40 protein-coding genes are annotated in these 25,318 nt (G+C 45.0%); 7 read left to right on the forward strand and 33 right to left on the reverse strand.

What is annotated here, in order from left to right; all coding sequences use genetic code 11:
- Positions 1–3: 3 nt before the first annotated feature.
- From OCV12_RS14430 to OCV12_RS14450, 5 genes are all read left to right on the forward strand, one after another.
- Entirely contained in the window at positions 4–447 is a 444-nt protein-coding gene (locus OCV12_RS14430; RefSeq protein WP_055319933.1) for a hypothetical protein, read from the forward strand.
- A 12-nt stretch (positions 448–459) separates the two neighbouring features.
- Entirely contained in the window at positions 460–2,214 is a 1,755-nt protein-coding gene (locus OCV12_RS14435) for a lysophospholipid acyltransferase family protein (RefSeq protein WP_261884942.1), read from the forward strand.
- A 71-nt stretch (positions 2,215–2,285) separates the two neighbouring features.
- Positions 2,286–2,852, forward strand: coding sequence for a Crp/Fnr family transcriptional regulator (locus tag OCV12_RS14440; protein WP_239849217.1), 567 nt, complete (start codon positions 2,286–2,288; stop codon positions 2,850–2,852).
- A 57-nt stretch (positions 2,853–2,909) separates the two neighbouring features.
- On the forward strand, positions 2,910–3,362 hold the full coding sequence (locus OCV12_RS14445) for a GNAT family N-acetyltransferase (protein WP_213865256.1): 453 nt from the start codon (positions 2,910–2,912) through the stop codon (positions 3,360–3,362).
- Positions 3,362–4,210, forward strand: coding sequence for a DMT family transporter (locus OCV12_RS14450; protein ID WP_261884943.1), 849 nt, complete (start codon positions 3,362–3,364; stop codon positions 4,208–4,210). Before OCV12_RS14445 ends, OCV12_RS14450 begins: the two co-directional genes overlap by 1 nt.
- 50 nt (positions 4,211–4,260) lie before the next feature.
- On the opposite strand, the gene OCV12_RS14455 is transcribed toward OCV12_RS14450, so the two are convergent.
- Positions 4,261–4,845 carry a LysM-like peptidoglycan-binding domain-containing protein gene (locus tag OCV12_RS14455; protein ID WP_261884944.1) on the reverse strand — a complete coding sequence of 195 codons (585 nt, stop codon included), beginning with the start codon at positions 4,843–4,845 and terminating at the stop codon, positions 4,261–4,263.
- Between the two features lie 213 nt (positions 4,846–5,058).
- On the opposite strand from OCV12_RS14455, the gene OCV12_RS14460 reads away from it, so the two are divergent.
- Both OCV12_RS14460 and OCV12_RS14465 read left to right on the forward strand, forming a co-directional pair.
- Positions 5,059–5,679 (forward strand): FKBP-type peptidyl-prolyl cis-trans isomerase, encoded by a 621-nt coding sequence (locus OCV12_RS14460; protein WP_008220519.1) that lies wholly within the window; start codon positions 5,059–5,061, stop codon positions 5,677–5,679.
- Between the two features lie 134 nt (positions 5,680–5,813).
- Positions 5,814–6,308: a DUF2780 domain-containing protein gene (locus OCV12_RS14465; RefSeq protein WP_239830715.1), complete on the forward strand. Its 495-nt coding sequence runs from the start codon at positions 5,814–5,816 to the stop codon at positions 6,306–6,308.
- A 307-nt stretch (positions 6,309–6,615) separates the two neighbouring features.
- On the opposite strand, the gene rplQ is transcribed toward OCV12_RS14465, so the two are convergent.
- The 32 genes from rplQ to fusA all read right to left on the reverse strand — a co-directional run bounded on the left by rplQ (position 6,616) and on the right by fusA (position 25,189).
- On the reverse strand, positions 6,616–6,996 hold the full coding sequence (gene rplQ / locus OCV12_RS14470; RefSeq protein WP_004729812.1) for a 50S ribosomal protein L17: 381 nt from the start codon (positions 6,994–6,996) through the stop codon (positions 6,616–6,618).
- Between the two features lie 24 nt (positions 6,997–7,020).
- Entirely contained in the window at positions 7,021–8,013 is a 993-nt protein-coding gene (locus OCV12_RS14475; protein WP_004729813.1) for a DNA-directed RNA polymerase subunit alpha, read from the reverse strand.
- A 22-nt stretch (positions 8,014–8,035) separates the two neighbouring features.
- The gene (gene rpsD / locus OCV12_RS14480; protein ID WP_004738777.1) at positions 8,036–8,656 is read right to left on the reverse strand and encodes a 30S ribosomal protein S4; all 621 of its coding nucleotides are present in this window, start codon (positions 8,654–8,656) and stop codon (positions 8,036–8,038) included.
- A gap of 31 nt (positions 8,657–8,687) precedes the next feature.
- On the reverse strand, positions 8,688–9,077 hold the full coding sequence (rpsK, locus tag OCV12_RS14485; RefSeq protein WP_004738778.1) for a 30S ribosomal protein S11: 390 nt from the start codon (positions 9,075–9,077) through the stop codon (positions 8,688–8,690).
- Between the two features lie 19 nt (positions 9,078–9,096).
- Entirely contained in the window at positions 9,097–9,453 is a 357-nt protein-coding gene (rpsM, locus tag OCV12_RS14490) for a 30S ribosomal protein S13 (RefSeq protein ID WP_004738779.1), read from the reverse strand.
- A gap of 148 nt (positions 9,454–9,601) precedes the next feature.
- The gene (gene rpmJ / locus OCV12_RS14495) at positions 9,602–9,715 is read right to left on the reverse strand and encodes a 50S ribosomal protein L36 (protein ID WP_000868186.1); all 114 of its coding nucleotides are present in this window, start codon (positions 9,713–9,715) and stop codon (positions 9,602–9,604) included.
- A gap of 41 nt (positions 9,716–9,756) precedes the next feature.
- Complete coding sequence (gene secY, locus OCV12_RS14500) at positions 9,757–11,091, reverse strand: preprotein translocase subunit SecY (RefSeq protein ID WP_004738781.1); 1,335 nt, start codon at positions 11,089–11,091, stop codon at positions 9,757–9,759.
- Positions 11,092–11,111: 20 nt separating this feature from the next.
- Positions 11,112–11,546, reverse strand: coding sequence for a 50S ribosomal protein L15 (gene rplO, locus OCV12_RS14505; RefSeq protein WP_004736758.1), 435 nt, complete (start codon positions 11,544–11,546; stop codon positions 11,112–11,114).
- A gap of 5 nt (positions 11,547–11,551) precedes the next feature.
- The gene (rpmD, locus tag OCV12_RS14510) at positions 11,552–11,728 is read right to left on the reverse strand and encodes a 50S ribosomal protein L30 (protein WP_004736756.1); all 177 of its coding nucleotides are present in this window, start codon (positions 11,726–11,728) and stop codon (positions 11,552–11,554) included.
- A gap of 7 nt (positions 11,729–11,735) precedes the next feature.
- Entirely contained in the window at positions 11,736–12,236 is a 501-nt protein-coding gene (gene rpsE / locus OCV12_RS14515) for a 30S ribosomal protein S5 (RefSeq protein ID WP_017061307.1), read from the reverse strand.
- 14 nt (positions 12,237–12,250) lie between these two features.
- The gene (rplR, locus tag OCV12_RS14520; protein ID WP_004738784.1) at positions 12,251–12,604 is read right to left on the reverse strand and encodes a 50S ribosomal protein L18; all 354 of its coding nucleotides are present in this window, start codon (positions 12,602–12,604) and stop codon (positions 12,251–12,253) included.
- A gap of 9 nt (positions 12,605–12,613) precedes the next feature.
- A complete protein-coding gene (gene rplF / locus OCV12_RS14525; protein ID WP_017629801.1) occupies positions 12,614–13,147 on the reverse strand; it encodes a 50S ribosomal protein L6 in 534 nt (177 codons plus the stop codon).
- Positions 13,148–13,160: 13 nt separating this feature from the next.
- Positions 13,161–13,553: a 30S ribosomal protein S8 gene (rpsH, locus tag OCV12_RS14530; RefSeq protein ID WP_017061309.1), complete on the reverse strand. Its 393-nt coding sequence runs from the start codon at positions 13,551–13,553 to the stop codon at positions 13,161–13,163.
- Between the two features lie 29 nt (positions 13,554–13,582).
- A complete protein-coding gene (gene rpsN / locus OCV12_RS14535) occupies positions 13,583–13,888 on the reverse strand; it encodes a 30S ribosomal protein S14 (protein WP_004738789.1) in 306 nt (101 codons plus the stop codon).
- Between the two features lie 16 nt (positions 13,889–13,904).
- Positions 13,905–14,444: a 50S ribosomal protein L5 gene (gene rplE, locus OCV12_RS14540; RefSeq protein ID WP_004738790.1), complete on the reverse strand. Its 540-nt coding sequence runs from the start codon at positions 14,442–14,444 to the stop codon at positions 13,905–13,907.
- A gap of 24 nt (positions 14,445–14,468) precedes the next feature.
- Positions 14,469–14,786, reverse strand: coding sequence for a 50S ribosomal protein L24 (gene rplX / locus OCV12_RS14545; protein WP_004738792.1), 318 nt, complete (start codon positions 14,784–14,786; stop codon positions 14,469–14,471).
- A gap of 11 nt (positions 14,787–14,797) precedes the next feature.
- A complete protein-coding gene (gene rplN, locus OCV12_RS14550) occupies positions 14,798–15,169 on the reverse strand; it encodes a 50S ribosomal protein L14 (RefSeq protein ID WP_004736740.1) in 372 nt (123 codons plus the stop codon).
- A gap of 162 nt (positions 15,170–15,331) precedes the next feature.
- On the reverse strand, positions 15,332–15,586 hold the full coding sequence (gene rpsQ, locus OCV12_RS14555; protein WP_004736739.1) for a 30S ribosomal protein S17: 255 nt from the start codon (positions 15,584–15,586) through the stop codon (positions 15,332–15,334).
- Positions 15,586–15,777, reverse strand: coding sequence for a 50S ribosomal protein L29 (gene rpmC / locus OCV12_RS14560; RefSeq protein WP_004736737.1), 192 nt, complete (start codon positions 15,775–15,777; stop codon positions 15,586–15,588). The genes rpsQ and rpmC overlap by 1 nt, the downstream gene beginning before the upstream one ends.
- Positions 15,777–16,187: a 50S ribosomal protein L16 gene (gene rplP, locus OCV12_RS14565; RefSeq protein WP_004736736.1), complete on the reverse strand. Its 411-nt coding sequence runs from the start codon at positions 16,185–16,187 to the stop codon at positions 15,777–15,779. Before rplP ends, rpmC begins: the two co-directional genes overlap by 1 nt.
- An 11-nt stretch (positions 16,188–16,198) precedes the next feature.
- Positions 16,199–16,897 (reverse strand): 30S ribosomal protein S3, encoded by a 699-nt coding sequence (rpsC, locus tag OCV12_RS14570; protein WP_004736734.1) that lies wholly within the window; start codon positions 16,895–16,897, stop codon positions 16,199–16,201.
- Positions 16,898–16,915: 18 nt separating this feature from the next.
- Positions 16,916–17,248: a 50S ribosomal protein L22 gene (gene rplV, locus OCV12_RS14575; protein WP_004736732.1), complete on the reverse strand. Its 333-nt coding sequence runs from the start codon at positions 17,246–17,248 to the stop codon at positions 16,916–16,918.
- Between the two features lie 10 nt (positions 17,249–17,258).
- Positions 17,259–17,537: a 30S ribosomal protein S19 gene (gene rpsS / locus OCV12_RS14580; protein WP_004736729.1), complete on the reverse strand. Its 279-nt coding sequence runs from the start codon at positions 17,535–17,537 to the stop codon at positions 17,259–17,261.
- 19 nt (positions 17,538–17,556) lie between these two features.
- A complete protein-coding gene (gene rplB / locus OCV12_RS14585; RefSeq protein WP_017629802.1) occupies positions 17,557–18,381 on the reverse strand; it encodes a 50S ribosomal protein L2 in 825 nt (274 codons plus the stop codon).
- 14 nt (positions 18,382–18,395) lie between these two features.
- Positions 18,396–18,698 (reverse strand): 50S ribosomal protein L23, encoded by a 303-nt coding sequence (rplW, locus tag OCV12_RS14590; protein ID WP_004736765.1) that lies wholly within the window; start codon positions 18,696–18,698, stop codon positions 18,396–18,398.
- Positions 18,695–19,297: a 50S ribosomal protein L4 gene (gene rplD, locus OCV12_RS14595; protein WP_004738803.1), complete on the reverse strand. Its 603-nt coding sequence runs from the start codon at positions 19,295–19,297 to the stop codon at positions 18,695–18,697. Before rplD ends, rplW begins: the two co-directional genes overlap by 4 nt.
- Positions 19,298–19,313: 16 nt before the next feature.
- A complete protein-coding gene (rplC, locus tag OCV12_RS14600; protein WP_004736763.1) occupies positions 19,314–19,943 on the reverse strand; it encodes a 50S ribosomal protein L3 in 630 nt (209 codons plus the stop codon).
- 14 nt (positions 19,944–19,957) lie between these two features.
- Entirely contained in the window at positions 19,958–20,269 is a 312-nt protein-coding gene (gene rpsJ / locus OCV12_RS14605) for a 30S ribosomal protein S10 (protein ID WP_004736761.1), read from the reverse strand.
- 425 nt (positions 20,270–20,694) lie between these two features.
- Positions 20,695–21,177 (reverse strand): bacterioferritin, encoded by a 483-nt coding sequence (bfr, locus tag OCV12_RS14610; RefSeq protein WP_017629803.1) that lies wholly within the window; start codon positions 21,175–21,177, stop codon positions 20,695–20,697.
- Positions 21,178–21,258: 81 nt separating this feature from the next.
- A complete protein-coding gene (locus OCV12_RS14615) occupies positions 21,259–21,447 on the reverse strand; it encodes a (2Fe-2S)-binding protein (protein ID WP_017629804.1) in 189 nt (62 codons plus the stop codon).
- Positions 21,448–21,760: 313 nt separating this feature from the next.
- On the reverse strand, positions 21,761–22,945 hold the full coding sequence (gene tuf / locus OCV12_RS14620; RefSeq protein WP_010435158.1) for an elongation factor Tu: 1,185 nt from the start codon (positions 22,943–22,945) through the stop codon (positions 21,761–21,763).
- Between the two features lie 147 nt (positions 22,946–23,092).
- Positions 23,093–25,189, reverse strand: coding sequence for an elongation factor G (gene fusA, locus OCV12_RS14625; protein ID WP_261884945.1), 2,097 nt, complete (start codon positions 25,187–25,189; stop codon positions 23,093–23,095).
- Between the last annotated feature and the right edge of the window lie 129 nt (positions 25,190–25,318).

The following is a 25,318-nucleotide window of genomic DNA, read 5'->3' on the forward strand; positions in this document are numbered from 1 at the left end:
ACCATGACATTCACTCCTGCTAAACATCTCCCGGCAGCATTTATCGCTTTTGTATTTATTCAGTCGCTGTTCTTTAAGTTCACTGGCTCATACGAGACAGAGCATATCTTTGGCACGCTAGCGACATGGTCAGGCTTAAGCTGGTTCGGCTCATTCGGCGGCTACTTGATTGGATTCGCTGAATTGATTGCGGCCATTTTGTTGTTCACTCGTTGGCATGGTCTCGGCGCCATTATGAGTGTGGGGATCATGAGTGGCGCGATATTTTTCCACCTGTTTACGCCGCTCGGTATTCAAATGCCTGAGTTCAATGCCGCGGGTGAAATTGTCGGTTACGACGGCGGGTTATTGTTTGGCATGGCATGCCTAGTCTGGTTATGCGGTGCGTTTTTAAGTGTGAAAGATTTCAAGAATCAAGACGGTTTCCTAAACAACTTTAGTCAATAAGGTAGCTTCATTATGATTGATAGTCCTTTTCGTTTACCACGTTACACGCCTTTTGGTTTAGGTGAGTCTGTTGTCGAGTGGGCAACTGGGCTATCTAAGCTAGACCGACTCTATCAAGATCGAAAAAACGAGTTATCTAGCTTTGAATTCATGAATTACACTCTATCGGCGCTCAATATCGACTACTCGGTTGCATCGGGAAGCACGGAAAACATCCCGGAAGAAGGACCAGTCGTGATTGTGGCGAACCATCCACTTGGCGCCATTGAGGGCGTGATCCTTGCTGATCTCGTAGGATCGGTAAGAAAGGATGTGAAGGTATTAGCGAATGAGTTACTCAAGCGACTGCCTGAACTGGATGATCTTTTCATCGGAGTCGATGTATTTAATAGTAAAGAGTCGAAACGCACCAATGCCAAAGCCATTCGAGATGCCAATCGTCATTTAGCAGACGGTGGACTGTTGATTGTGTTCCCTGCGGGCGAAGTATCGAGTTACCGTAAAGGGGCAAAAACACTAACGGATATCGAATGGAGCAAATCGGTCGCGAAATTCGTTAAACGTCATCAAGCCACTACGGTTCCTATCTTTATCAACGGCAAAAACAGTGAGCTTTTCTATCAAGCGGGTCGTGTGCACCCACTGTTGAGAACCGCTCTACTCGGGCGTGAACTTCTTAATAAACAAGCGACAACTATCTCTATCTCGATTGGCTCATCGATTCCATATTCAGAGATAAAATCGTTTGAAAAAGAGATGGATATCGTCAACTACCTACGACTTAATACCTACCTAATGAGTCAACAAGATAGTCCGAACACGCCAATCCACGCGCCCTCTTTCGATACTCAAGTGATAGCGCCAATATCACCCGAAGTATTGGCAATAGAGATAGGATCACTCCCTGAAGAGATGAAGCTGCTCGAGCAAGGAGACTTCGAAGTCTACTGCACACCAAGCCAATCTATTCCCAACTTAATGCGTGAGATTGGTCGAGTCAGAGAAGAAAGTTTCCGCGAAGTTGGAGAAGGCAGTGGGCTTGCCTGTGATTTGGACGAGTATGACCTTTACTACCATCAACTGTTTGTATGGAACAAAACTAAGGCAGAATTGGTCGGCGCTTATCGACTGGGTATGGTCGACAAGTTAATCGCAGAGCACGGGTTGGACCAACTCTATTCCCGTAGCCTGTTTAACTACAACCAAGAGTTTATCGATACGTTAGACAACAGCATTGAGCTTGGTCGTTCCGTGGTAAGTAAGCCTTATCAAAAGAGCCTTAACTCACTGTTACTATTATGGAAAGGTATCGCGACCTTTGTGTCTCGTCACCCTAAATACACCCACCTATTTGGCCCGGTCAGTATCAGTAATGATTACAGCCACAATGCGCGCCTGTTGATCGCGACTACCTTATCAATTCACCATTATGATGAGGAAAAGGCCAATCTGGTTTCCCCTTCATCACCGCTCAATACCAGTAGCCATGTATTCTGGCAGAATCATCTATTGTCGTCGCTAGCGAGTGTGCCCCTACTTTCTAAAGTGTTAGCTCGTATGGAACAAGGAAAAGGCCTACCCGTGTTATTGCGCCAGTATCTTGGGATGAACGGTAAGTTAGTATGCTTTAACGTCGACCCATCATTTAATGACGCGTTAGATGGTTTGATTGTGGTGAACCTTAAGAAGGTGCCACTGAAAACCTTAGTCAAATACATGGGTCGAGAACTCGCTCAAGACTATCTAGAGCAACATGCTCAACGCTGATTTCGCCCACTCTGTACCTGCACTCAAATAAGTGCGATGATTTCGACACTTATTTGGGTTAGGTTATTTTCATGCACACCTCTTTTATCGAACAACTGCAAAGCTTCGACTTCTCTGAAAGTCAGATTGAATCTCTAGTCGCTGTCGCCAAGCCACTTGAACTGCCAACCAGACACATCCTTATTAACCAAGGTGAGATGGCAGGCTCAATCTACTTCGTACTTGAAGGCTTGTGTCATGCTTGCTACCTCACTAATGATGGTAAGCAATACAGCAAAGAGTTCTATTGGGAACAAGATTGGATCATCGGCTTTGAGAGTCTGATAAAAAACCAAGCTTCCCCTTACCTATTAGAAACACTAACACCCATCACAATGTTAGAGCTGCCAATGAATGCGGTAATCGAGTGGCGTGCATCGAATAACCCTTTGTATTTAAAGCTGTTAGAAACACAACTGATGCATAAGGAAAACAAAGAACGTTTCATGCTGCTCTATACCCCTGAACAACGTTACCAGCTTTTCTGCGAACACTATCCAGACCTTGAACAGCGCCTCAACGACAATCAAATTGCCGCCTATTTAGGAATAACAGCAATAAGCTTGAGTAGAATTAAAGGTCGAATTAACAATAGTTAATGCCAACAATCATCGTGCATAGTACATTCAGAGCATCGATAACCTCTGGATGTAAACATGATCACTTGGCACTCAATTCCTTTCTCTGAACTTTCAACACATCAGCTTTATCAACTACTTAAATTACGAGTAGATGTATTTGTGGTTGAGCAAACCTGCCCTTATCCAGAGCTTGACGGTAAAGACACACTCGCTGGTGTTCACCACCTTCTCGGTTACGCCGATGAGGAGCTAGTGGCGTGTGCGCGCTTATTGCCGCCGGGCACGAGTTATGACAACACCAGCATCGGCCGAGTGGCAACTAAGCAATCAGCAAGAGGCGATGGCTTAGGCCACCAATTATTGAAAGAAGCATTAACACACTGTGAGTCTCTTTGGCCTGGCACGACCATCGATATTGGTGCACAAGAGCACCTAGAAAGTTTCTATGAAAGTCATGGATTCAAGACGATCTCTGAGATGTATCTGGAAGATGATATTCCGCACGTCGATATGAGATTAGAGAAGTAATGTCGAATATCACTGTCGGTATCCTACTACTGATCGCAGGTAACCTGTTTGCCTCGCTTTCGGACGTAGCAGTAAAACTATTGAATGGCGAAGTACCGCCTCTTCAATATATCTTTTTCCGACAGTTGATATCTCTGCTGATAATTACTCCACTGTGGCTGCAGCAGAAAAAGGAACAACGACGCTTACAGCAAGCCAAAGTCACCTTCATACGAGGCCAACTAATATTGATTGGCAGTGGGTGTATGGTTGTGGCAATCACTCATTTAACGTTGGCAACCGCCAACGCTGTGTTTTACGTAGCGCCCCTATTGATGTTGCCTCTTTCTATGTTTCTACTCAAAGAGCAACCTGCACTTGGGAAGGTGCTCGCCACTACCATAGGTTTCATCGGTGCGCTGATTGTCTTAAGGCCATCTCAATTTCATTGGGCAGCACTGTTTGCATTAGGCACTGCGCTTACTCTAGCCCTGTTCAATGTATTGGTTCGAAAGCTCCCGAGTGAGCAATCGGTGGTCACGACGCTGTGGTGGACAACGTTATTCTCAATTCCGGCATCATTGATATTGTGCTTCCTGTATTGGCAACCGGTATCTATCGAGCACTTAGGATACATAGCGCTCAGCGCAACACTCATCTTGAGCTACAACGGGCTTGCGGTTGCCGCCTATCAGAAAGCACACTCAAGCCAAATCGCCTTGGCAGAATATTCAGGCTTGGTGTTTGTCGCGCTAATTGGCGCCATTTGGTTCGATGAAATCCCAGATACATTAACCTTTATCGGTATCATGCTGATCATCTTGCCACTCGCCCCTTTCAAGCGACCAAAAAAAAGAGCTAGTGCTTAGCTCTTTTCTATCACGTTCATGCTGTTGAGTTCATCACTCAAGTAAGGCACTTATTTACTACGGCCAAAGCCACCATCAGACAAGCGGAAGAACATCACCGATGTGTTGCCTTTCTCTAGCTGCAGGATATCAAGTTGCCCGGTCTCTGCCAGCTTAAATCGAACGAGTTGACCTTTACGGATCTGACTAAGTGGTTTGTCTGAGCCTTCGATACGCACCAATGCGTTCAAATCAGACAACGGCAAATCGTTATTTCGAAAAACCTGCGCCAGAGTATCTCCTTGCTTAACAAGGTACTCTTGCCAATTATTATTACTCGGTTCTGATGAGTTGCTGTTGGCATTTTGTTGTTCGCTTAACCCAACCGTGTTTATCTCAAGCGCAACGCGCGATGTAGTTGGAGTCACATCTACTTTTGGTTCTGGTAGCGGCACAAAAAGTAATATTAGTACGATCGGCGAAATCACCATCAAGAGTCTTTGGTGTAATTTCGGTAATGAACCCCAAGTTTGTACTGTCGAGGCTTTCATTTTATTTACATCGATCGAACTCAATTTCTCTTTGACCTGATTCAGTCGATCCTTGAATTCTGCTAAGTGGTCAACTTTCTGTTTTTTCTTTTGACGACGATTCATGCCACTGCGTCCTATACATTGAATAACTACAGTATAAAAACCAAAGTACCAACAGTATAGATCTTTCCGTCACAACAAGGCTCAAAGGGAGAAAATTGACATCCCTGTGATTTGGACGCGGTAAAGCACAAGTGATCAGGGACTAGCCGTTTCTTCACGCTGCTAATACTGGTATTCTTACCCTTTTCGTACTGACAAAAAGAGTGACTTTTCATGTCTGAAGTAAAATTTGAAACTGTAGAGCAAAAAGCTAGCTACGGTATCGGTCTACAAATGGGCCAACAACTTGCTGGTTCTGGTCTTGAAGGCCTTAACGTTGACGCAATCGCTGCTGGTATCGCAACAGCTCTAGTTGGTGACATGCCAGCTATCGAAGTTGACGAAATCAACAACGCACTACAAGAGCTACACACTCGCGGTGAAGCTGCACGTCAAGAACTAGCTAAAGCTGCTGCTGCTGACGGCGAAGCTTTCCTAGCTGACAACGCTCTTCGTTCAGAAGTAACAGTTCTTGAGTCTGGTCTTCAGTACGAAGTACTAACTGAAGGTACTGGCGAGATCCCAACTGCAGACAAGCAAGTACGTGTTCACTACCACGGCGAACTAACTGACGGTACTGTTTTCGACAGCTCTGTATCTCGCGGTCAACCAGCTGAATTCCCAGTAACTGGCGTAATTCAAGGTTGGGTACAAGCTCTACAAATGATGCCTGTTGGCTCTAAGTGGAAGCTATACATCCCTCAAGATCTAGCATACGGTGAGCGTGGCGCAGGTGCTGCAATCCCACCATTTGCTGCTCTAGTATTTGAAGTTGAACTTCTAGCTATTCTTTAATTTTTATAAAAACCTTTAGTAAAACAAAATACTATAGGCAAATAAAATTAAAATAATGCAACGGCGATGTGACTACATCGCCGTTTTTCGTTTATAGTGAAAGAGTAAATTACTTTATTACTTAAGGACGAATAATGAAGAAAGTACTCATCACAGTTTTAAGCAGTCTTGCTGTTGTCTCTTGCGCGAGCACTAGCGACTCTGAACAAACCAGTTCATCATCAGATACCAACTATTCCCAACTATCACAAACTGCACTAATGGCAGCGGTGAATATGTGGTCTCAACAAAATGAAACCACACCTCTTGCTGATACTGTTGCCGACCAAGCGTCTGTCACTACCGATCAAGCTATTGGCGGTATTGGTTCAATGTTAGCCCTTGCACAAAACTCTCTTGGTTCTACCGACAACAAAGAACTCGCTACGCTGATTCCTGGCATGTCGAGCCTTGAGTCTACTGGTCTATCATCGCTACTGAGTTCACAAGGTGCTGTTGAAAGTGCATTTTCTGGATTAGGTATGGACCCATCAATGGTTACGACATTTGCACCAATCATTCTTCAGGCATTGCAGTCACAAGGTGCAACGAGTGGCCTGATGGACTCACTTGCGGCTATATGGCAATAATAGCAAATAGCTAGCTTAAGAATTTGATAAGGGCACTTCGGTGCTCTTTTTTGTGCACGAAAGAAAAGAGATACGAGATACGAGATACGAGATACGAGAGACGAGATACGAGATACGAGATACGAGATACGAGATACGAGATACGAGATACGAGATACGAGATACGAGATATTTTTGAGAATCATACTAGAAAGGGCAAGTGAAAGTGCCAAACATCGTGGTGCAATTTTTATCGTGTTGTCAGATTCGATAGATACAAAAAAGCCGAGCTAATGCTCGGCTTTTTGTATTAAGAATCTAGTATAGATTACTCAGCAGCTTCTTCAGCAGCTGGGCGGTCTACAAGCTCAATGTAAGCCATTGGAGCTTTATCACCAGTACGGAAACCACATTTAAGAATGCGAGTGTAACCACCTTGGCGAGCCGCAAAACGCGGGCCTAGTTCATTAAATAGTTTTGCTACAACTTCGTTATCACGAGTGCGAGCAAATGCAAGACGACGGTTAGCAACACTGTCTGTCTTAGCTAGGGTAATCAATGGCTCAATTACGCGACGTAGTTCTTTTGCTTTTGGCACGGTAGTTTTGATAACTTCGTGACGAACAAGAGAGCTAGCCATGTTGCTGAACATCGCTTTGCGATGACTGCTGTTGCGGTTGAGTTGACGACCACTTTTACGATGGCGCATGACCTAATCCTTCTAACTTTTCGATTAATCTTCAGCGATTGACGCTGGTGGCCAGTTTTCTAGACGCATGCCTAGAGAAAGACCACGTGAAGCAAGCACATCTTTAATCTCTGTAAGAGATTTCTTACCAAGGTTTGGCGTTTTAAGTAGCTCAACCTCAGTGCGCTGTACAAGATCACCGATGTAGTGAATCGCTTCTGCTTTCAAACAGTTAGCAGAGCGAACTGTTAGTTCAAGATCGTCTACAGGACGTAGTAGGATAGGATCGAATTCTGGCTTCTCTTCCTTCTCCTCAGGTACACGTACATCACGAAGATCTACGAACGCATCCAGTTGTTCAGCTAGAATAGTAGCTGCACGACGGATTGCTTCCTCAGGTTCTAGAGTACCGTTCGTTTCCATATCGATAACAAGCTTGTCTAAGTCAGTACGTTGTTCTACACGTGCCGCTTCTACAGCGTAAGCGATTTTATCAACCGGGCTGTAAGTAGCGTCAACTAGTAGACGACCGATTGGACGCTCATCTTCTTCAGTATGGATACGAGCTGAAGCTGGAACGTAACCACGACCACGTTCTACTTTGATACGCATAGCGATCTCAGCGTTGTCATCCGTTAGGTGACAAATTACGTGCTCAGGGTTAGCGATCTCTACATCACCATCGTGGGTGATGTCACCTGCAACAACAGGGCCTGAGCCTGATTTGTTCAGTGTAATAAACACTTCATCTTTGCCTTCAGCAACGCGTACAGCCAAACCTTTAAGGTTTAGAAGGATTTCCAGGATATCTTCCTGAACGCCTTCTTTAGTGCTGTATTCGTGTAGCACACCTTCAATTTCAACTTCTGTTACGGCACAACCCGGCATAGAAGATAGAAGAATGCGGCGAAGAGCATTACCTAGAGTGTGGCCGAAACCGCGCTCTAATGGCTCAAGAGTTACTTTCGCGTGTGTCGTATTGATCTGTTCAATGTCAACAAGACGCGGCTTAAGAAATTCTGTTACAGAACCCTGCATTGTGTCCTCTCTTTTTTTAACCTTACTTAGAGTAAAGTTCGACGATCAAGTGTTCATTGATGTCAGCTGATAGGTCAGAACGCTCAGGCATACGCTTGAATGTACCTTCCATTTTGCCAGCATCTACTTCAATCCAAGTTGGCTTTTCACGTTGTTCAGCAACTTCTAGAGCCGCTTTAATACGAGATTGCTGTTTAGCTTTCTCGCGGATAGAAACAACGTCGTTTGCCGCTACTTTGAAAGAAGGAACGTTTACAACTTTACCGTTAACTAGGATAGACTTGTGGCTAACTAGTTGACGAGATTCAGCACGAGTAGCGCCAAAGCCCATACGGTAAACTACGTTATCAAGACGACCTTCAAGAAGCTGAAGCAGGTTTGCACCCGTGTTGCCTTTAAGACGTGCAGCTTCTTTGTAGTAGTTGCGGAATTGTTTTTCTAGAACGCCGTAGATACGACGAACTTTTTGCTTCTCACGAAGCTGAACGCCATACTCAGATAGACGACCGCGACGAGCGCCGTGTACACCTGGTGCGTTATCAATTTTACACTTGGTATCGATCGCACGGACACCAGACTTAAGGAATAAGTCAGTACCTTCGCGACGGCTAAGCTTCAGCTTAGGACCCAAATATCTTGCCATGATCTTTCTCCAATATTCCTAGAAACGAAACTTAAACGCGACGTTTCTTAGGTGGACGACAACCGTTATGAGGGATTGGTGTCGCATCAACAATGTTAGTGATACGGAAACCAGCAGCGTTCAGTGCGCGAACAGTAGATTCACGACCTGGACCTGGACCCTTAACCATAACTTCCAAGTTCTTTAGGCCATATTCTTTAGCCATTTCACCACAACGCTCAGCTGCAACTTGTGCTGCGAACGGAGTAGATTTACGAGAACCACGGAAACCTGAACCACCTGCTGTAGCCCATGCAAGAGCGTTGCCTTGACGGTCAGTGATAGTTACGATTGTGTTGTTGAAAGAAGCATGAATGTGCGCTACGCCATCAGCTACTTGCTTGCGTACGCGCTTACGCGCGCGAGTTGGTTGTTTTGCCATTGTACTCTACCTTATCCGACTATTTCTTGATCGGCTTGCGCGGACCCTTACGGGTGCGAGCGTTGGTTTTAGTACGCTGTCCACGTAGTGGTAGACTGCGACGATGACGAAGACCGCGGTAACAGCCAAGGTCCATAAGACGCTTGATGTTCATCGATACTTCACGACGTAGATCACCTTCTACAGTGTACTTAGCTACACCATCACGCAGTTGATCGATCTGCTCTTCAGTTAGTTCACTGATCTTAGCATCTTCAGCAATACCCACTTCAGCTAGAATAGCTTGAGAGCGAGTTTTACCGATACCGTAGATTGCAGTAAGTGCAATTACAGAATGCTTATGATCAGGAATGTTAATGCCGGCTATACGGGCCATTATTCACTCCTAAGGGGTTCATAAAAGAATTATCCGCAGCAAAGCCCGTTATGGATACGCTGCGGCATACTACTTCTTTTGCACGCAAAAGGTAGGCCGAGGAATATACTCGACTCTACCTTGTATTTCAAGTAAAAATTTCTGCTAATTAGCCTTGGCGTTGCTTATGCTTTGGCTCACTGCAAATCACGCGAACGACACCGTTACGCTTGATAACTTTACAGTTACGGCAGATTTTTTTAACGGAAGCACGAACTTTCATTGCTAAACTCCGTAAATGGAATCGAAATTGTCACCACCGAATTAACGGCCGTAACCCTTCAGATTCGCTTTCTTTAACACAGAATCATACTGTTGTGACATCAGATGAGTCTGTACCTGTGCCATGAAATCCATGATAACTACCACTACGATTAGTAGTGATGTGCCGCCGAAGTAGAAACGAACGTTCCACGCGACCATCATGAACTCAGGAATCAGACATATAAAAGTAATGTATAGAGCACCCGCAAGGGTTAGTCTAGTCATCACTTTATCGATATATTTCGCTGTCTGCTCACCTGGGCGGATACCGGGTACGAATGCACCAGACTTCTTCAAGTTATCAGCTGTTTCACGTGGGTTAAACACCAACGCTGTATAGAAGAAACAGAAGAAGATTATAGCTGCTGCATAAAGCATTACATACAGAGGCTGACCTGGGCTAAGAGCTAATGACACGTCAGTTAACCAACCGAACGCGCTGCTTTCACCATTTTGACCAAACCACTGTGCTAATGTTCCTGGGAACAAAATAATACTTGATGCGAAAATCGCTGGAATAACACCTGCCATATTAATCTTAAGTGGCAAGTGAGAGCTTTGTGCTGCAAAAACCTTACGACCTTGTTGACGTTTCGCATAGTTAACGACGATACGACGTTGACCACGTTCCATGAAAACTACGAAGTAGATAACAGCAAAAGACAATACAGCAATCAACAGCAGAAGAAGCACATGCAATTCACCTTGACGCGCTTGCTCGATTGTTTGACCGATTGCAGAAGGCAATCCAGCAACAATACCTGCAAAAATCAGAATGGAAATACCATTACCGATTCCTCGCTCAGTGATTTGTTCACCTAACCACATTAAGAACATGGTACCAGTTACTAAACTCACGGTAGCAATAAGCGTAAACATGGTTTGGTTGATAACAACCAGATTGTCGACCATGTTTGGTAAGCCTGTTGCGATACCAATAGCTTGGAATGTTGCAAGTACAAGCGTGCCGTAGCGTGTATATTGGCTTATCTTACGACGGCCTGCTTCACCCTCTTTCTTGAGTTCCGCTAACGCTGGATGAACTACAGTTAACAATTGGACTACGATCGATGCCGAAATGTACGGCATGATACCCAATGCTAATATAGATGCACGCTCAAGAGCACCACCGGAGAACATGTTAAACATTTCAACGATGGTACCTTTTTGCTGATCGAACAAATCGGCAAGTACAGCTGCGTCAATACCAGGGATCGGCACAAAAGAGCCGGCTCGGAATACTAAAAGTGCACCAATTACGAATAATAAGCGCGACTTTAGTTCACTTAAGCCGCTCTGAGCACTACGAAAATCTTGTCCTGGTTTCTTAGCCATCTGTACCTCGTTCCTCGAGATTATTCCTCGATTTTACCGCCTGCAGCTTCGATTGCAGCTTTAGCGCCTTTAGTCACGCGTAGACCTTTAACAGTCACAGCTTTGCTTAGGTCACCAGAAAGAACGATCTTAACGAATTCGATGTTCTTAGTGATAACGTTAGCAGCTTTAAGGCTGTTAAGATCAACTACGTCACCTGTTACTTTCGCTAGCTCAGCTAGACGAACTTCAGCAGACACTAGGCTCTTACGAGAAGTGAAACCGAATTTAGGTAGACGTTGTTTTAGAGGCATTTGACCGCCTTCAAAACCTGGACGAACAGAGCCGCCAGAACGTGACTTTTGACCTTTGTGACCGCGGCCACCTGTTTTACCAAGGCCAGAACCGATACCACGACCTACACGCTTCTTAGAAGGTTTAGAGCCAGCAGCCGGTGATAGAGTATTCAAACGCATTCTGATTACTCCTCAATCTTAACCATGTAGTAAACCTTGTTGATCATACCGCGTACGCACGGAGTATCTTCAAGTTCTACTGTATGGTTGATGCGACGAAGACCTAGACCTTTAAGACACGCTTTGTGCTTAGGTAGGCGACCAATTGAGCTTTTAGTTTGAGTTACTTTAATAGTTGCCATCGTGTGCTTACTCCGAAATAGATTCAACAGTTAGACCACGTTTAGCAGCAACCATTTCTGGTGACTTAACGTCTACTAGAGCACCAATCGTTGCACGAACGATGTTGATCGGGTTCGTTGAACCGTATGCTTTAGAAAGTACGTTATGTACGCCCGCAACTTCAAGTACAGCACGCATTGCACCACCGGCAATAACACCTGTACCTTCTGCAGCTGGCTGCATGTAAACTTTAGAGCCCGAATGACGACCTTTCACCGGGTGGTGAAGAGTGCCTTCGTTTAGCGATACTGTAACCATGTTACGGCGCGCTTTTTCCATTGCTTTTTGAATCGCAGCAGGTACTTCACGAGCTTTGCCGTAACCGAAACCTACGCGACCGTTACCGTCACCAACTACTGTTAGTGCAGTAAAGCTCATGATTCGACCACCTTTAACCGTCTTAGATACACGGTTAACAGCGATCAGCTTTTCTTGCAAATCATTAGCTTGTTGTTGTTCTTTAGCCATCTTCCAACCCTACCTTAGAATTTCAGACCAGCTTCGCGAGCAGATTCTGCTAGCGCCGCTACTCGACCGTGGTATTGGAAACCAGAACGATCAAATGCAACTGAAGCTACGCCTTTTTCAAGAGCGCGCTCAGCAACAGCTTTACCAACTGCTTTAGCTGCATCAACGTTACCAGTGTTCTTAACTTGCTCACGGATCGCTTTTTCTACAGTAGAAGCAGCTGCGATAACCTCAGAGCCGTTTGCCGCGATAACTTGTGCGTAAACATGGCGAGGAGTACGGTGTACTACCAGGCGAGTTGCACCAAGTTCTGCAATCTTACGACGTGCACGTGTAGCACGACGGATGCGAGATGCTTTCTTATCCATAGTGATACCTTACTTCTTCTTAGCTTCTTTAGTACGCACATTTTCATCTGCGTAACGAACACCTTTACCTTTGTAAGGCTCAGGAGCACGGTAAGAACGAATGTCAGCCGCAACTTGACCTACTACTTGCTTATCGCAACCAGTAATGATGATCTCAGTTTGGCTAGGGCACTCAGCTTTAATACCTTCAGGTAGAGCGTGCTCTACTGGGTGAGAAAAGCCAAGAGTTAGAGCTACAGAGTTGCCTTTCATAGCAGCACGGTAACCAACACCCTTAAGAGTTAGCTTCTTAGTGAAGCCCTCAGTAACACCCACAACCATGTTATTAACTAGAGCGCGAGCTGTACCAGCTTGTGCCCATGCGTTAGTAACGCCTTCTTTCGGACCGAAAGTTAGCTTGGTTTCTTCCTGTGCAATAACTACGGCGCTGTTAAGAACGCGAGTAAGCTCACCTTTGCTACCTTTTACAGTAACTTCTTGGCCGTTTAGTTTCACCTCTACGCCAGCTGGAATAGCGACAGGTGCTTTAGCAACACGAGACATAATCTACTCCTTATTAAGCTACGTAACAGATGATTTCACCGCCAAGACCTGCTTTACGAGCAGCACGGTCAGACATCAGACCCTTGGAAGTAGAAACAACTGCAATACCAAGACCACCCATCACTGTAGGTAAAGAGTCTTTATTTTTATAAACTCTTAGACCAGGACGTGATACGCGCTTGATTTGCTCGATTACAGGTTTAGCTTGGAAGTACTTAAGAGTAACTTCTAGCTCAGGTTTTGCTTCGCTGTTTACAGCGAAGTCTACGATGTAACCTTCAGCTTTAAGTAATGCAGCAATTGCAACTTTAAGCTTTGAAGAAGGCATTTTTACAGCAACTTTGTTTGCTGCCTGACCGTTACGAACGCGGGTCAGCATATCCGAAATCGGATCTTGCATGCTCATAAGATTTACTCCAAATGATTAAGTGGCAATTACCAGCTAGCCTTACGAAGACCCGGAATCTCGCCTTTCATGCAAGCTTCACGAACCTTAATGCGGCTTAGACCGAATTTACGTAGGTAACCGTGTGGACGACCAGTTTGGTTGCAACGGTTGCGCTGACGTGATGCACTTGAATCACGTGGAAGAGATTGCAGTTTAAGAACCGCATTCCAACGATCTTCTTCAGATGCGTTTACATCGCTAATGATAACTTTTAGCGCAGAACGCTTTTCAGCGAACTTAGCTACTAGTTTTGCACGTTTAGCTTCACGTGCTTTCATTGATTGTTTAGCCATAACAGTAACCCTACCCTTACTTACGGAATGGGAAGTTAAAGGCAGCCAGCAGAGCTCGGCCTTCCTCATCGGAACCCGCAGAAGTCGTGATAGTGATATCAAGACCGCGGACACGATCGACTTTATCGTAGTCGATTTCCGGAAAGATGATTTGCTCGCGAACGCCCATGCTGTAGTTACCGCGACCGTCAAAAGACTTAGCGCTAACACCACGGAAATCACGTACACGTGGAAGTGCGATAGAGATTAAACGCTCTAAAAATTCCCACATGCGCTCACCACGCAAGGTTACTTTACAACCAATTGGGTAGCCTTCACGAATTTTGAAACCAGCTACAGATTTACGCGCTTTAGTGATAAGTGGCTTTTGACCAGAGATCGTTGCCATATCAGCTGCTGCGTTTTCTAGCAGTTTCTTATCGTTGATTGCTTCACCAACGCCCATGTTTAGGGTGATTTTCTCAATCCTAGGGACTTGCATGACGCTTGTGTAGCTGAACTCTTTGGTAAGCTCAGCGACTACAGACGACTTGTAGTAATCATGCAGTTTCGCCATAGTAGAACTCCAAATTACTTCTAATTAGTTAGAAACAGTTTCGCCGTTAGATTTGAAGAAACGAACTTTCTTGCCATCTTCGATACGGAAACCGATACGGTCTGCTTTACCAGTAGCCGCGTTAAAAACTGCAACGTTAGAAGCGTCAATAGCTGCTTCTTGTTCAACGATGCCACCTTGTTGACCTAGAGCCGGAACCGGCTTTTGGTGTTTCTTAACAAGGTTGATGCCTTCAACGATAACTTTACCAGTTGTCAGAACCTTAGTTACTTTACCTTTCTTGCCTTTATCTTTACCAGCAAGAATGATTACTTCGTCATTACGACGGATTTTAGCTGCCATGTTGCCGCTCCTTACAGAACTTCAGGTGCTAGTGATACAATCTTCATGAATTTCGCGTTACGAAGTTCACGAGTCACAGGACCAAAGATACGTGTGCCGACTGGTTGCTCAGTAGTGTCGTTTAACAATACACAAGCATTACTGTCGAAGCGAATGACAGAACCGTCTGGGCGACGAACGCCTTTACGGGTGCGCACTACTACCGCCTTCAGAACATCACCTTTCTTTACTTTACCGCGAGGAATCGCTTCCTTCACTGTAACCTTGATGACGTCACCGATATGTGCATAACGGCGGTGAGAGCCACCCAGAACCTTAATACACATTACCTTGCGCGCGCCAGAGTTATCTGCTGCGTCAAGTGTACTTTGCATCTGGATCATTGTTAGTGCTCCGCTAAATATTAAAACTAGACCCTCTCGGGTCGGGCTGCCTCTTTAAAAGGGACGCGAATTGTACCACCCTTTTTTTAAATTGGGTAGACAAAAAACAAGCGGCTCCAAAAAATAATTTGGAGCCGCTTATAAGTTATAGAATTACAAAGATTAAATCTTCGCTTTTTCTAGAACTTTAACCAATGTCCAAGACTTAGTCTTAGACAGAGGACGACACTCAGCGATTTCAACTTTGTCGCCTAGGCCACAAGTGTTGTCTTCGTCGTGTGCGTGTACTTTAGTCGTGCGTTTGATGAACTTACCGTAAATTGGGTGTTTTACAGTGCGTTCAATAGCAACAACGATAGACTTGTCCATCTTGTCGCTTACTACACGGCCTTGCTGGATGCGGTTAGTTTCGCTCATTATGCGCCTGCCTTTTCAGTCAAAACAGTTTTCACACGTGCGATGTCACGGCGTACAGCTTTTAGAGTATGAGTTTGCTGAAGTTGACCAGTTGCAGCTTGCATGCGCAAGTTGAACTGTTCACGTAGCAAATTCAATAGCTCAGCGTTAAGCTCTTCAACGTTCTTTTCGCGTAGATCTTGTGCTTTCATCACATCACCTGCTTAGTTACAAAAGTAGTTTTAACAGGCAGTTTACGTGCCGCTAGGCGGAACGCTTCACGTGCCAACTCTTCAGGTACGCCATTCATCTCGTACATAACTTTGCCTGGTTGGATTTGAGCAACCCAGTACGCAACTGAACCTTTACCTTTACCTTGACGAACTTCAAGAGGCTTTTCAGTAATTGGCTTGTCTGGGAATACACGAATCCAGATTTGACCTTGACGCTTAATGTGACGTGTCATAGCACGACGTGCCGCTTCGATTTGACGTGCAGTCAGACGACCACGGCCAACAGCTTTAAGACCGAATTCGCCGAAGCTTACTTCAGTACCTTTAGCTAGACCACGGTTACGACCAGTCATAACCTTGCGGAACTTAGTACGTTTTGGTTGTAGCATCGTTCGACTCCTTACTTACGGCCTTTACGCTGCTTCTTAGGCTTATCGCCTTTAGGCTCTACTGCGTTAGCAGCTGGCATACCGCCTAGAATCTCACCTTTGAAGATCCAAACTTTAATGCCGATCACACCGTATTGAGTGTGAGCCGAAGAAGTTGCGTAATCAATGTCTGCACGTAGAGTGTGTAGAGGCACACGGCCTTCACGGTACCACTCAGAACGTGCGATTTCAGCACCGCCAAGACGGCCGCCTACTTGTACTTTGATGCCTTTAGCGCCTAGACGCATAGCATTTTGTACCGCACGCTTCATTGCACGACGGAACATAACACGACGCTCTAGTTGAGACGCGATGCTATCAGCTACAAGCTGACCATCTAGCTCAGGCTTACGTACTTCAGCGATGTTAATTTGCGCTGGTACACCTGCGATTTTAGCTACAGCTGCGCGTAGCTTCTCTACGTCTTCACCTTTCTTACCGATAACAACGCCAGGACGAGCAGTGTGAATAGTCACACGGATGCTCTTAGCTGGACGCTCGATAACGATACGAGATAATGATGCTTTTTGTAGTTCCTTGGTAAGGAACTGACGTACCTTGAAGTCGCCGTCTAGGTTGTCAGCGAATTCGTTGGTATTAGCAAACCATGTAGCATTCCAAGGCTTAACGATGCCAAGACGAATACCATTAGGATGTACTTTCTGACCCATTGCTTACTCTCCTAGTCTTTAGCGATCTGCTACAACAATAGTGATGTGGCTTGAACGCTTCAAGATACGATCCGCACGACCTTTAGCACGAGGCATAATACGCTTCATGATAGGGCCCTCATCTACGAAGATTTTAGCGACATTTAGATCGTCGATATCTGCACCTTCGTTATGTTCCGCGTTAGCGATAGCTGACTCAAGAACCTTCTTAACCAATACAGCAGCTTTTTTGTTGCTGAAAGTTAGAATTTCTAGAGCTTGGTCTACCGACTTACCGCGAATTTGGTCTGCAACTAAGCGAGCTTTCTGTGGAGAAATACGAGCAAAGTTATGTTTAGCTAAAGCTTCCATCATCTACTCCTTATTTCTTCTTAGCTTTCTTATCTGCAGCATGACCGCGATAAGTACGAGTTGGTGCAAATTCGCCCAGTTTGTGACCGATCATTTCTTCGGTAACGAAAACTGGAACGTGCTGACGACCATTATGGACAGCGATGGTCAAACCAATCATTGTTGGGATGATCATTGAGCGACGGGACCAAGTCTTAATAGGCTTTTTGTCTCCGCTTTCCACCGCTTTCTCTACCTTCTTCAGCAAGTGTAGGTCAATAAAAGGACCTTTCTTGAGAGAACGTGGCATGGCGATTCCTCTTTATAAATTATTTAGTGCGACGACGTACGATGTACTTGTCAGTGCGCTTGTTCTTACGAGTCTTGAAGCCCTTAGTAGGAACGCCCCAAGGAGAAACTGGGTGACGACCACCAGATGTGCGGCCTTCACCACCACCATGTGGGTGATCCACCGGGTTCATTACTACACCACGTACGGTTGGACGTACGCCGCGCCAGCGTGAAGCACCAGCTTTACCAAGTTCACGTAGCATATGCTCAGAGTTACCAACTTCACCGATCGTTGCACGACCTTCAGAAAGTACTTTGCGCATCTCACCAGAACGTAGACGGATAGTTACGTATGCACCATCGCGAGCGATGATTTGAGCATAAGCACCAGCCGAACGAGCTAGTTGAGCACCTTTACCAGGCTTAAGTTCAACACAGTGTACAGTAGAACCTACTGGGATGTTGCGCATCGGCAGAGTGTTACCTGCTTTGATTGGCGCATCTACACCAGATTGAATCTGGTCACCTGCGTTAACACCTTTAGGTGCAATGATGTAACGACGCTCACCGTCTGCGTACAGAACTAGAGCGATGTTAGCACTACGGTTTGGATCGTATTCTAGACGCTCAACTTTCGCTGGGATGCCATCTTTAGTACGTTTGAAGTCAATCAGACGGTAATGGTGCTTGTGACCACCACCGATGTGACGTACTGTAATACGACCGTTGTTGTTACGACCACCGTTCTTAGAGTTTTTCTCTAGAAGTGGTGCGTATGGCTTACCCTTGTGCAGGTCAGCGTTAACAACTTTAACGACGTGACGACGACCAGGGGAAGTCGGCTTACATTTAACAATAGCCATTTTTACTACTCCTGTTATTCCGCGCCGCCAACGAAGTCAAGATCTTGACCTTCTTTCAAAGTAACGTAGGCTTTCTTAACGTCTGAACGACGGCCTTCACGCATACCTTGACGTTTGGTCTTACCCTTTAATACAAGAGTATTTACAGACTTAACTTCAACTTCAAATAGCTTTTCTACAGCTGCTTTGATCTCTTTCTTAGTTGCATCTTTAGCTACTTTGAAAACGATAGTGTTCGCTTTCTCAGCTGCCATAGTTGCTTTTTCAGAGATGTGCGGAGCACGTAGAACTTTTAAGATACGCTCTTCAGTGATCATGCTAGCATCTCCTCAACTTGCTTAACTGCGTCAGCAGTCATTAGAACCTTGTCGAAAGCGATTAGTGATACTGGATCAACACCAGCAACATCACGTGCGTCTACTTTGTATAGGTTACGAGCAGCTAAGAATAGATTTTCATCTACTTCGCCAGTCACAATCAGAACGTCGCTTAGCTCAAGCTCTTTAAGCTTAGCTACAAGTTCTTTTGTTTTTGGTGCTTCTACAGAGAAGTTATCAACAACGATTAAACGCTCTTGACGAACTAGCTCAGAAAGAATGCTCTTCATAGCACCGCGGTACATTTTTTTGTTTACTTTTTGGCTGTGATCTTGTGGTTTCGCAGCAAAAGTAACACCACCTGTACGCCAGATTGGGCTACGAATTGTACCAGCACGTGCGCGGCCAGTACCTTTTTGACGCCATGGCTTAGCGCCACCGCCAGATACTTCAGAACGAGTCTTTTGAGCACGAGTACCTTGACGAGCACCTGCTGCATATGCAACAACTACTTGGTGTACAAGAGCTTCGTTGAAGTCACGTCCGAAAGTAGTCTCGGAAACAGTTAGTGCATCAGCACCTTTAACCATCAATTCCATTACTTACTCCTAGACGTTATGCTTTAACAGCAGGTTTTACGATCACGTTTCCGCCTGTTGAGCCCGGTACTGCACCTTTAATAAGGAGTAGATTGCGCTCAGCGTCAACACGTACGATCTCTAGGTTTTGAGTCGTTACACGCTCAGCACCCATGTGACCTGCCATTTTCTTGCCTTTAAACACGCGGCCTGGAGTTTGACATTGGCCAATTGAACCCGGTGCGCGGTGAGACAAAGAGTTACCGTGAGTCATATCTTGAGTAGAGAAGTTCCAACGCTTGATAGCGCCTTGGAAGCCTTTACCTTTAGATGTACCAGTAACGTCTACTTTTTTAATTTCGTTGAAAAGTTCTACGTTTAGCTCAGCGCCAACTTCAAACTCTTCGCCGTTTTCTAAACGGAATTCCCAAAGACCGCGACCTGCTTCTACACCCGCTTTCGCGAAGTGACCAGCTTCAGGTTTAGTTACACGGTTAGCTTTCTTAGCACCAGTAGTTACTTGGATTGCTGCGTAGCCGTCTGTCTCAAGAGTTTTAACTTGAGAAATACGGTTCGCTTCAACCTCAACAACAGTTACTGGGATAGAAACGCCTTCTTCAGTAAATACGCGGGTCATACCCACTTTACGTCCGACTAGACCAATCATTATTCTTATCTCCCTTAACCTAGGCTGATTTGAACATCAACGCCAGCTGCAAGATCAAGACGCATTAGAGCATCAACAGTTTTATCTGTTGGCTCAACGATGTCGATCAAACGCTTGTGAGTACGAATTTCGTACTGGTCACGTGCATCTTTGTTGACGTGTGGAGAGGTAAGAACAGTGAAACGCTCTTTACGAGTAGGTAGTGGAATAGGACCACGAACCTGTGCGCCAGTACGTTTTGCTGTTTCAACGATTTCCGCAGTTGAAGCATCGATTAGCTTGTAATCAAACGCTTTAAGGCGGATACGAATACGTTGGTTCTGCATGAGACAGAGCTCCAATTATTAAAAATTACACAAACAATATCGCCACTCAAACCCGATAAAACGAGAGAATGCCGATTGATTTATGTGAAACCGTAGCATCCAAAATTAGGACGCATTGTCAGTTAACTTTTGAAGCAAACAAGAAGTTCACTATTTTTATTAACCGCGAACATAAGCTGAGTATACATTACTAGGTAAGACCTACTCCTCAGTGCTCATTGGTTCACAACCAGCGTTAGCCAGTGCGATGCATTATACAGATCACACTTTAACTTGCAAGCTGTGTTTGAAAAATAATCGCAGAATCGATTTAAGGGGATAAGTGGGGTGTTTCGATTGCGCGGTAGTGCCCTACCGTTGAAAATTGTAAGCAAGGTAACAGCTCTGTTTAAGCCTCAGCTGTTACCTCTTTTAATTGCTAAGTTTTAGCCTTCGTCTTCATCCACATATTGAGCTTGTAGATAATTTTGGATCCCGGTCATTTTGATTAAACCGAGTTGGGTTTCTAACCAATCGACATGATCTTCTTCGTCTTCCAGGATGTCTTGAAACAGATCTCGCGACACATAGTCGTGAATATCTTCTGCGTACGCGATGGCATTTTTCAAATCAGGTATCGCTTCCATCTCAAGAGACAAATCACACTGAAGCATCTCTTCAGTATCTTCACCAATTTTGAGCTTACCAAGATCTTGAAGGTTTGGGAGGCCTTCTAAAAATAGTATGCGTTCTATTAGATGGTCAGCATGTTTCATTTCGTCGATAGATTCGTGGTATTCCTTATCGGCAAGATGCTTTAAGCCCCAATCTTTGTACATGCGAGCATGCAAGAAGTATTGGTTTATTGCGACGAGTTCGTTACCAAGAATTTTATTGAGATGTTGAATGATGATTGGATCGCCTTTCATGACATAGCCCTCCTCTTTGGCTCTTCTAACTGTAGAACCAAATCGAGAAGTGTCAAAAAAGCTAATGCCCTTGGGACAAAACTAGCTTGCCTGTTTGAACAGGTCTTTCGCAGTATCGTTAATGACTTCTTTTGCTGAACGTACACACTTACCGCATTGACTGCCAAGTGCTGTACACTTTTTAATTCCTTTGATGTCAGTAATGCCCTCTTCTATTACGAGCTTACGGATTTTTTTATCCGAAACCCCATGGCATAAACAAATGTACATACTAAAACCTAAACCTTTAACTTAGGGTTAAATATAAAAAGGAATTATTCTTATTACCAGTCATATTTAAGGTTTGGTTATATCGATTGGTTATAGTGTTTTGCGAGTAATTGGTAAAAATGGCTTTGAAGGTCGTATTACAGAAGGGGGTTATTAAGGTAGGTCAGTAAATAACTGTATTTAAATTAGAATATAGTTTGCGGTTATTAAGTGCGATGAATTTCCCTTATAACCAAAATAAAAAGGGAAGCCGAAGCTCCCCTTTTTGGATGCGTGCTCTTCTAATGAAGAGAGTGCAAAAATCTAAATGCTATTAAGCGAAGATTTTAGCTACAACACCAGCACCAACTGTACGGCCACCTTCGCGGATTGCGAAACGTAGACCTTCGTCCATTGCGATTGGAGCGATTAGCTCAACAGTCATTTGAACGTTGTCACCTGGCATTACCATTTCTACGCCTTCTGGTAGAGTGATGTCGCCTGTTACGTCAGTTGTACGGAAGTAGAACTGTGGACGGTAACCTTTGAAGAAAGGAGTGTGACGGCCGCCTTCGTCTTTAGAAAGTACGTATACTTCAGACTCAAACTTAGTGTGTGGGTTGATAGAACCTTTCGCAGAAAGTACTTGACCACGTTCAACGTCATCACGCTTAGTACCACGTAGAAGTGCACCAACGTTCTCACCTGCACGACCTTCGTCAAGCAGTTTACGGAACATTTCAACACCAGTACAAGTAGTAAGAGTAGTCTCTTTGATACCAACGATTTCTACTTCGTCACCTACACGTAGGATACCGCGCTCGATACGACCAGTTACAACAGTACCACGACCTTGAATTGAGAATACGTCTTCAATTGGTAGTAGGAACGGTTGGTCTACTGCACGCTCTGGCTCAGGGATGTAAGAATCTAGTGCTTCTGCAAGCTCAACGATCTTGTCTTCCCACTGCTTCTCGCCGTTTAGTGCGCCAAGTGCAGAACCTTGGATAACTGGTAGGTCATCACCTGGGAAGTCGTACTCAGAAAGAAGTTCACGAACTTCCATTTCTACTAGCTCAAGTAGCTCTTCGTCATCAACCATGTCACATTTGTTCATGAATACGATGATGTAAGGGATACCAACTTGACGACCAAGTAGGATGTGCTCACGAGTTTGAGGCATAGGGCCGTCAGTCGCAGCAACAACTAGGATACCGCCGTCCATTTGTGCAGCACCAGTGATCATGTTTTTAACATAATCCGCGTGTCCTGGACAGTCTACGTGTGCGTAGTGACGTGCTGGAGTGTCGTACTCAACGTGAGAAGTTGCGATTGTGATACCGCGCTCACGCTCTTCTGGAGCGTTATCGATAGATGCGAAATCTTTAGCAACACCGCCGTACACTTTTGCAAGAGTAGTACAGATAGCAGCAGTTAGAGTTGTTTTACCGTGGTCAACGTGGCCGATAGTACCAACGTTTACGTGCGGTTTCGTACGTTCAAATTTTTCTTTAGACACAATCGTGTTCCTTCCTAGTTATGATTCGCCACGTTCATTATTGAGCGAGACGCGCCAGAAATTGCTATTTTATGCGCCAACTCTCGTTAGCGCAATATTTGGACGCATTGTTCTTTCAAAAAATGAAAAAAAATGCCTTCCTTTTTTTTAACCACGCTCTGCAATGATTGCTTTTGCAACATTGTTAGGCACTTCAGCGTACTCACTAAACTCCATAGAGTAAGAAGCACGACCTTGTGTCGCAGAACGTAAATCAGTTGCGTAACCGAACATGACAGACAACGGAACTTGTGCACGAATTATCTTCAGGCCAGCTGTCCCCTCGTCCATACCTTCGATGATGCCGCGACGACGGTTAATATCGCCAACAACGTCACCCATCCAGTCTTCTGGAGTAGTTACTTCAACTTTCATCATAGGCTCAAGCAGAACTGGTTGCGCTTCAAGTGCACCCGCTCTGAAAGCCATAGAGGCAGCGATTGTAAACGCCATCTCACTTGAATCTGTTTCATGGTAAGAACCATCATATAGTGTAGCTTTGATATCCAGAACTGGATAGCCAGCAAGTACACCATTGTTCATCTGCTCTTCAACGCCTTTAGCAACTGAAGCGATAAACTCTTTCGGTACGATACCATTGGCAATTTCATCCACGAAGACAAAGCCTTCGCCAGTTTCTGATGGTTCCAGTTTCAGCCATACGTGACCGTACTGACCTTTACCACCATGCTCACGGATAAATTTACCTTCCGCTTTCGCTGTACCACGAATTGTTTCACGATAAGCCACTTGCGGGTTACCAACGTTGCAGTTCACGCTAAATTCGCGCTTCATACGGTCAACGATGATATCTAAGTGTAGTTCACCCATACCAGAAATCAGTGTCTGGCCAGTTTCCGCATCCATATCAACGCGGAACGATGGGTCTTCCGCTGCTAGTTTACCTAGAGCGATAGTCATTTTATCTTGATCAGCTTGAGAGCTTGGCTCTACAACGATCTGAATAACTGGGTCTGGGAATTCCATGCGCTCAAGAACAATTTTATGGTTCTGATCACATAGCGTTTCACCAGTGGTCACATCTTTCAGGCCAATGATGGCTGCGATGTCACCTGCTCGTACTTCTTTTACTTCTTCACGTTTGTTTGAGTGCATTTGAACAATGCGACCTAAACGCTCACGTTGTTTCTTCACAGAGTTGTAAGCCGTTTTACCGCTTTCTACAACACCAGAGTAAACACGGATGAAGGTTAGAGTACCAACAAATGGGTCTGTTGCGATCTTAAATGCTAGCGCTGAGAACGGTTCTTTGTCGTCCGCGTGACGCTCTGCTTCGTTCTCGTCTTCATCGATACCTTTAATTGCAGGTACATCGACTGGAGAAGGAAGGAAATCAACTACTGCATCTAGAACAGCTTGTACGCCTTTGTTTTTGAACGCACTACCACAAGTTGCTAATACGATTTCATTGTTAAGGGTACGAGTACGAAGACCTTGTTTGATTTCAGCTTCTGTTAGTTCACCTTCTTCAAGGTACTTATCCATCAGCTCTTCATTTGCTTCTGCAGCAGCTTCAACAAGTTCTGTACGATATTCTTCAGCCATTTCTTGCATGTCTGCAGGAATATCTTCGTACGTGAAAGTCATGCCTTGGTCAGCTTCGTTCCAGTTGATTGCCTTCATCTTGATAAGATCGACAACACCCTGGAAGTTTTCTTCAGCACCAATGTTCAATTGAATTGGAACAGGAGTTGCACCTAGGCGATCCTTAATCTGTTCAACTACGCGCAAGAAGTCTGCGCCTGTACGGTCCATTTTATTAACGAAAACCATACGTGGAACTTGGTACTTATCAGCTTGACGCCATACTGTCTCTGACTGAGGTTCAACACCAGATGAGCCACAGAACACAACGACTGCACCATCAAGCACACGTAAAGAACGTTCTACTTCGATAGTGAAGTCAACGTGTCCAGGAGTGTCGATGATGTTGATACGGTGGTCTGAGTACTGAGCTTCCATACCACGCCAAAACGTAGTAGTTGCTGCTGAAGTGATCGTAATACCGCGCTCTTGCTCTTGCTCCATCCAGTCCATGGTTGCTGCACCATCGTGAACTTCGCCGATTTTGTGAGAAAGACCGGTATAGAACAGAATACGTTCACTTGTGGTTGTTTTACCTGCATCTACGTGAGCAACGATACCGATATTACGGTATTGCTCTATAGGAGTTTTACGAGCCACGGTTGAATCCTCTTATTAGAGACTTAGGGACTATTGCTATGCCTAGATTGTGCGTTAAAAGCGATGCTTCGCTAAAAAGTGCATGCCCTAGAAATAGCAATAGTTCCTAGCATAAGCATAGGAACTAAA

Source organism: Vibrio pomeroyi, from assembly GCF_024347595.1.
GTDB lineage: Bacteria > Pseudomonadota > Gammaproteobacteria > Enterobacterales > Vibrionaceae > Vibrio > Vibrio pomeroyi.

Bases quoted from the DNA above. Each gene is read 5' to 3' on its own strand.
- rplN (WP_004736740.1), bottom strand. From the start codon at position 15,169: ATGATCCAGATGCAAAGTACACTTGACGCAGCAGATAACTCTGGCGCG.
- rplR (WP_004738784.1), bottom strand. From the start codon at position 12,604: ATGGATAAGAAAGCATCTCGCATCCGTCGTGCTACACGTGCACGTCGT.
- secY (WP_004738781.1), bottom strand. From the start codon at position 11,091: ATGGCTAAGAAACCAGGACAAGATTTTCGTAGTGCTCAGAGCGGCTTA.
- OCV12_RS14615 (WP_017629804.1), bottom strand. From the start codon at position 21,447: ATGTACATTTGTTTATGCCATGGGGTTTCGGATAAAAAAATCCGTAAG.
- OCV12_RS14455 (WP_261884944.1), bottom strand. From the start codon at position 4,845: ATGAATCGTCGTCAAAAGAAAAAACAGAAAGTTGACCACTTAGCAGAA.
- rpsM (WP_004738779.1), bottom strand. From the start codon at position 9,453: ATGGCCCGTATAGCCGGCATTAACATTCCTGATCATAAGCATTCTGTA.
- rpsE (WP_017061307.1), bottom strand. From the start codon at position 12,236: ATGGCTAAAGAACAACAACAAGCTAATGATTTGCAAGAAAAGCTGATC.
- rpsJ (WP_004736761.1), bottom strand. From the start codon at position 20,269: ATGCAGAACCAACGTATTCGTATCCGCCTTAAAGCGTTTGATTACAAG.
- rplQ (WP_004729812.1), bottom strand. From the start codon at position 6,996: ATGCGCCATCGTAAAAGTGGTCGTCAACTCAACCGCAACAGCAGTCAT.
- rplE (WP_004738790.1), bottom strand. From the start codon at position 14,444: ATGGCGAAACTGCATGATTACTACAAGTCGTCTGTAGTCGCTGAGCTT.
- rplO (WP_004736758.1), bottom strand. From the start codon at position 11,546: ATGCGTTTGAATACTCTATCACCGGCTGCTGGCTCTAAACCTTCTAAG.
- rpsK (WP_004738778.1), bottom strand. From the start codon at position 9,077: ATGGCAAAACAACCAACTCGCGCGCGTAAGCGCGTACGCAAGCAAGTA.
- rpsC (WP_004736734.1), bottom strand. From the start codon at position 16,897: ATGGGTCAGAAAGTACATCCTAATGGTATTCGTCTTGGCATCGTTAAG.
- rpmD (WP_004736756.1), bottom strand. From the start codon at position 11,728: ATGGCAACTATTAAAGTAACTCAAACTAAAAGCTCAATTGGTCGCCTA.
- rpsN (WP_004738789.1), bottom strand. From the start codon at position 13,888: ATGGCTAAACAATCAATGAAAGCACGTGAAGCTAAACGTGCAAAACTA.
- rplV (WP_004736732.1), bottom strand. From the start codon at position 17,248: ATGGAAGCTTTAGCTAAACATAACTTTGCTCGTATTTCTCCACAGAAA.
- OCV12_RS14440 (WP_239849217.1), top strand. From the start codon at position 2,286: ATGCACACCTCTTTTATCGAACAACTGCAAAGCTTCGACTTCTCTGAA.
- rplC (WP_004736763.1), bottom strand. From the start codon at position 19,943: ATGATTGGTCTAGTCGGACGTAAAGTGGGTATGACCCGCGTATTTACT.
- OCV12_RS14475 (WP_004729813.1), bottom strand. From the start codon at position 8,013: ATGCAGGGTTCTGTAACAGAATTTCTTAAGCCGCGTCTTGTTGACATT.
- OCV12_RS14435 (WP_261884942.1), top strand. From the start codon at position 460: ATGATTGATAGTCCTTTTCGTTTACCACGTTACACGCCTTTTGGTTTA.
- OCV12_RS14465 (WP_239830715.1), top strand. From the start codon at position 5,814: ATGAAGAAAGTACTCATCACAGTTTTAAGCAGTCTTGCTGTTGTCTCT.
- rplB (WP_017629802.1), bottom strand. From the start codon at position 18,381: ATGGCTATTGTTAAATGTAAGCCGACTTCCCCTGGTCGTCGTCACGTC.
- OCV12_RS14445 (WP_213865256.1), top strand. From the start codon at position 2,910: ATGATCACTTGGCACTCAATTCCTTTCTCTGAACTTTCAACACATCAG.
- rplF (WP_017629801.1), bottom strand. From the start codon at position 13,147: ATGTCTCGTGTTGCTAAAGCACCTGTCGCTATTCCAGCTGGCGTAGAG.
- rpsQ (WP_004736739.1), bottom strand. From the start codon at position 15,586: ATGAGCGAAACTAACCGCATCCAGCAAGGCCGTGTAGTAAGCGACAAG.
- rpmC (WP_004736737.1), bottom strand. From the start codon at position 15,777: ATGAAAGCACAAGATCTACGCGAAAAGAACGTTGAAGAGCTTAACGCT.
- rpsH (WP_017061309.1), bottom strand. From the start codon at position 13,553: ATGAGCATGCAAGATCCGATTTCGGATATGCTGACCCGCGTTCGTAAC.
- OCV12_RS14430 (WP_055319933.1), top strand. From the start codon at position 4: ATGACATTCACTCCTGCTAAACATCTCCCGGCAGCATTTATCGCTTTT.
- rplW (WP_004736765.1), bottom strand. From the start codon at position 18,698: ATGATCACTGAAGAGCGTATCTTAAAAGTTCTACGTGCTCCGCACATC.
- rpsS (WP_004736729.1), bottom strand. From the start codon at position 17,537: ATGCCACGTTCTCTCAAGAAAGGTCCTTTTATTGACCTACACTTGCTG.
- OCV12_RS14450 (WP_261884943.1), top strand. From the start codon at position 3,362: ATGTCGAATATCACTGTCGGTATCCTACTACTGATCGCAGGTAACCTG.
- OCV12_RS14460 (WP_008220519.1), top strand. From the start codon at position 5,059: ATGTCTGAAGTAAAATTTGAAACTGTAGAGCAAAAAGCTAGCTACGGT.
- rplD (WP_004738803.1), bottom strand. From the start codon at position 19,297: ATGGAATTGATGGTTAAAGGTGCTGATGCACTAACTGTTTCCGAGACT.
- rpsD (WP_004738777.1), bottom strand. From the start codon at position 8,656: ATGGCAAGATATTTGGGTCCTAAGCTGAAGCTTAGCCGTCGCGAAGGT.
- rplX (WP_004738792.1), bottom strand. From the start codon at position 14,786: ATGGCAGCTAAAATCCGTCGTAATGACGAAGTAATCATTCTTGCTGGT.
- rpmJ (WP_000868186.1), bottom strand. From the start codon at position 9,715: ATGAAAGTTCGTGCTTCCGTTAAAAAAATCTGCCGTAACTGTAAAGTT.
- bfr (WP_017629803.1), bottom strand. From the start codon at position 21,177: ATGAAAGGCGATCCAATCATCATTCAACATCTCAATAAAATTCTTGGT.
- rplP (WP_004736736.1), bottom strand. From the start codon at position 16,187: ATGCTACAACCAAAACGTACTAAGTTCCGCAAGGTTATGACTGGTCGT.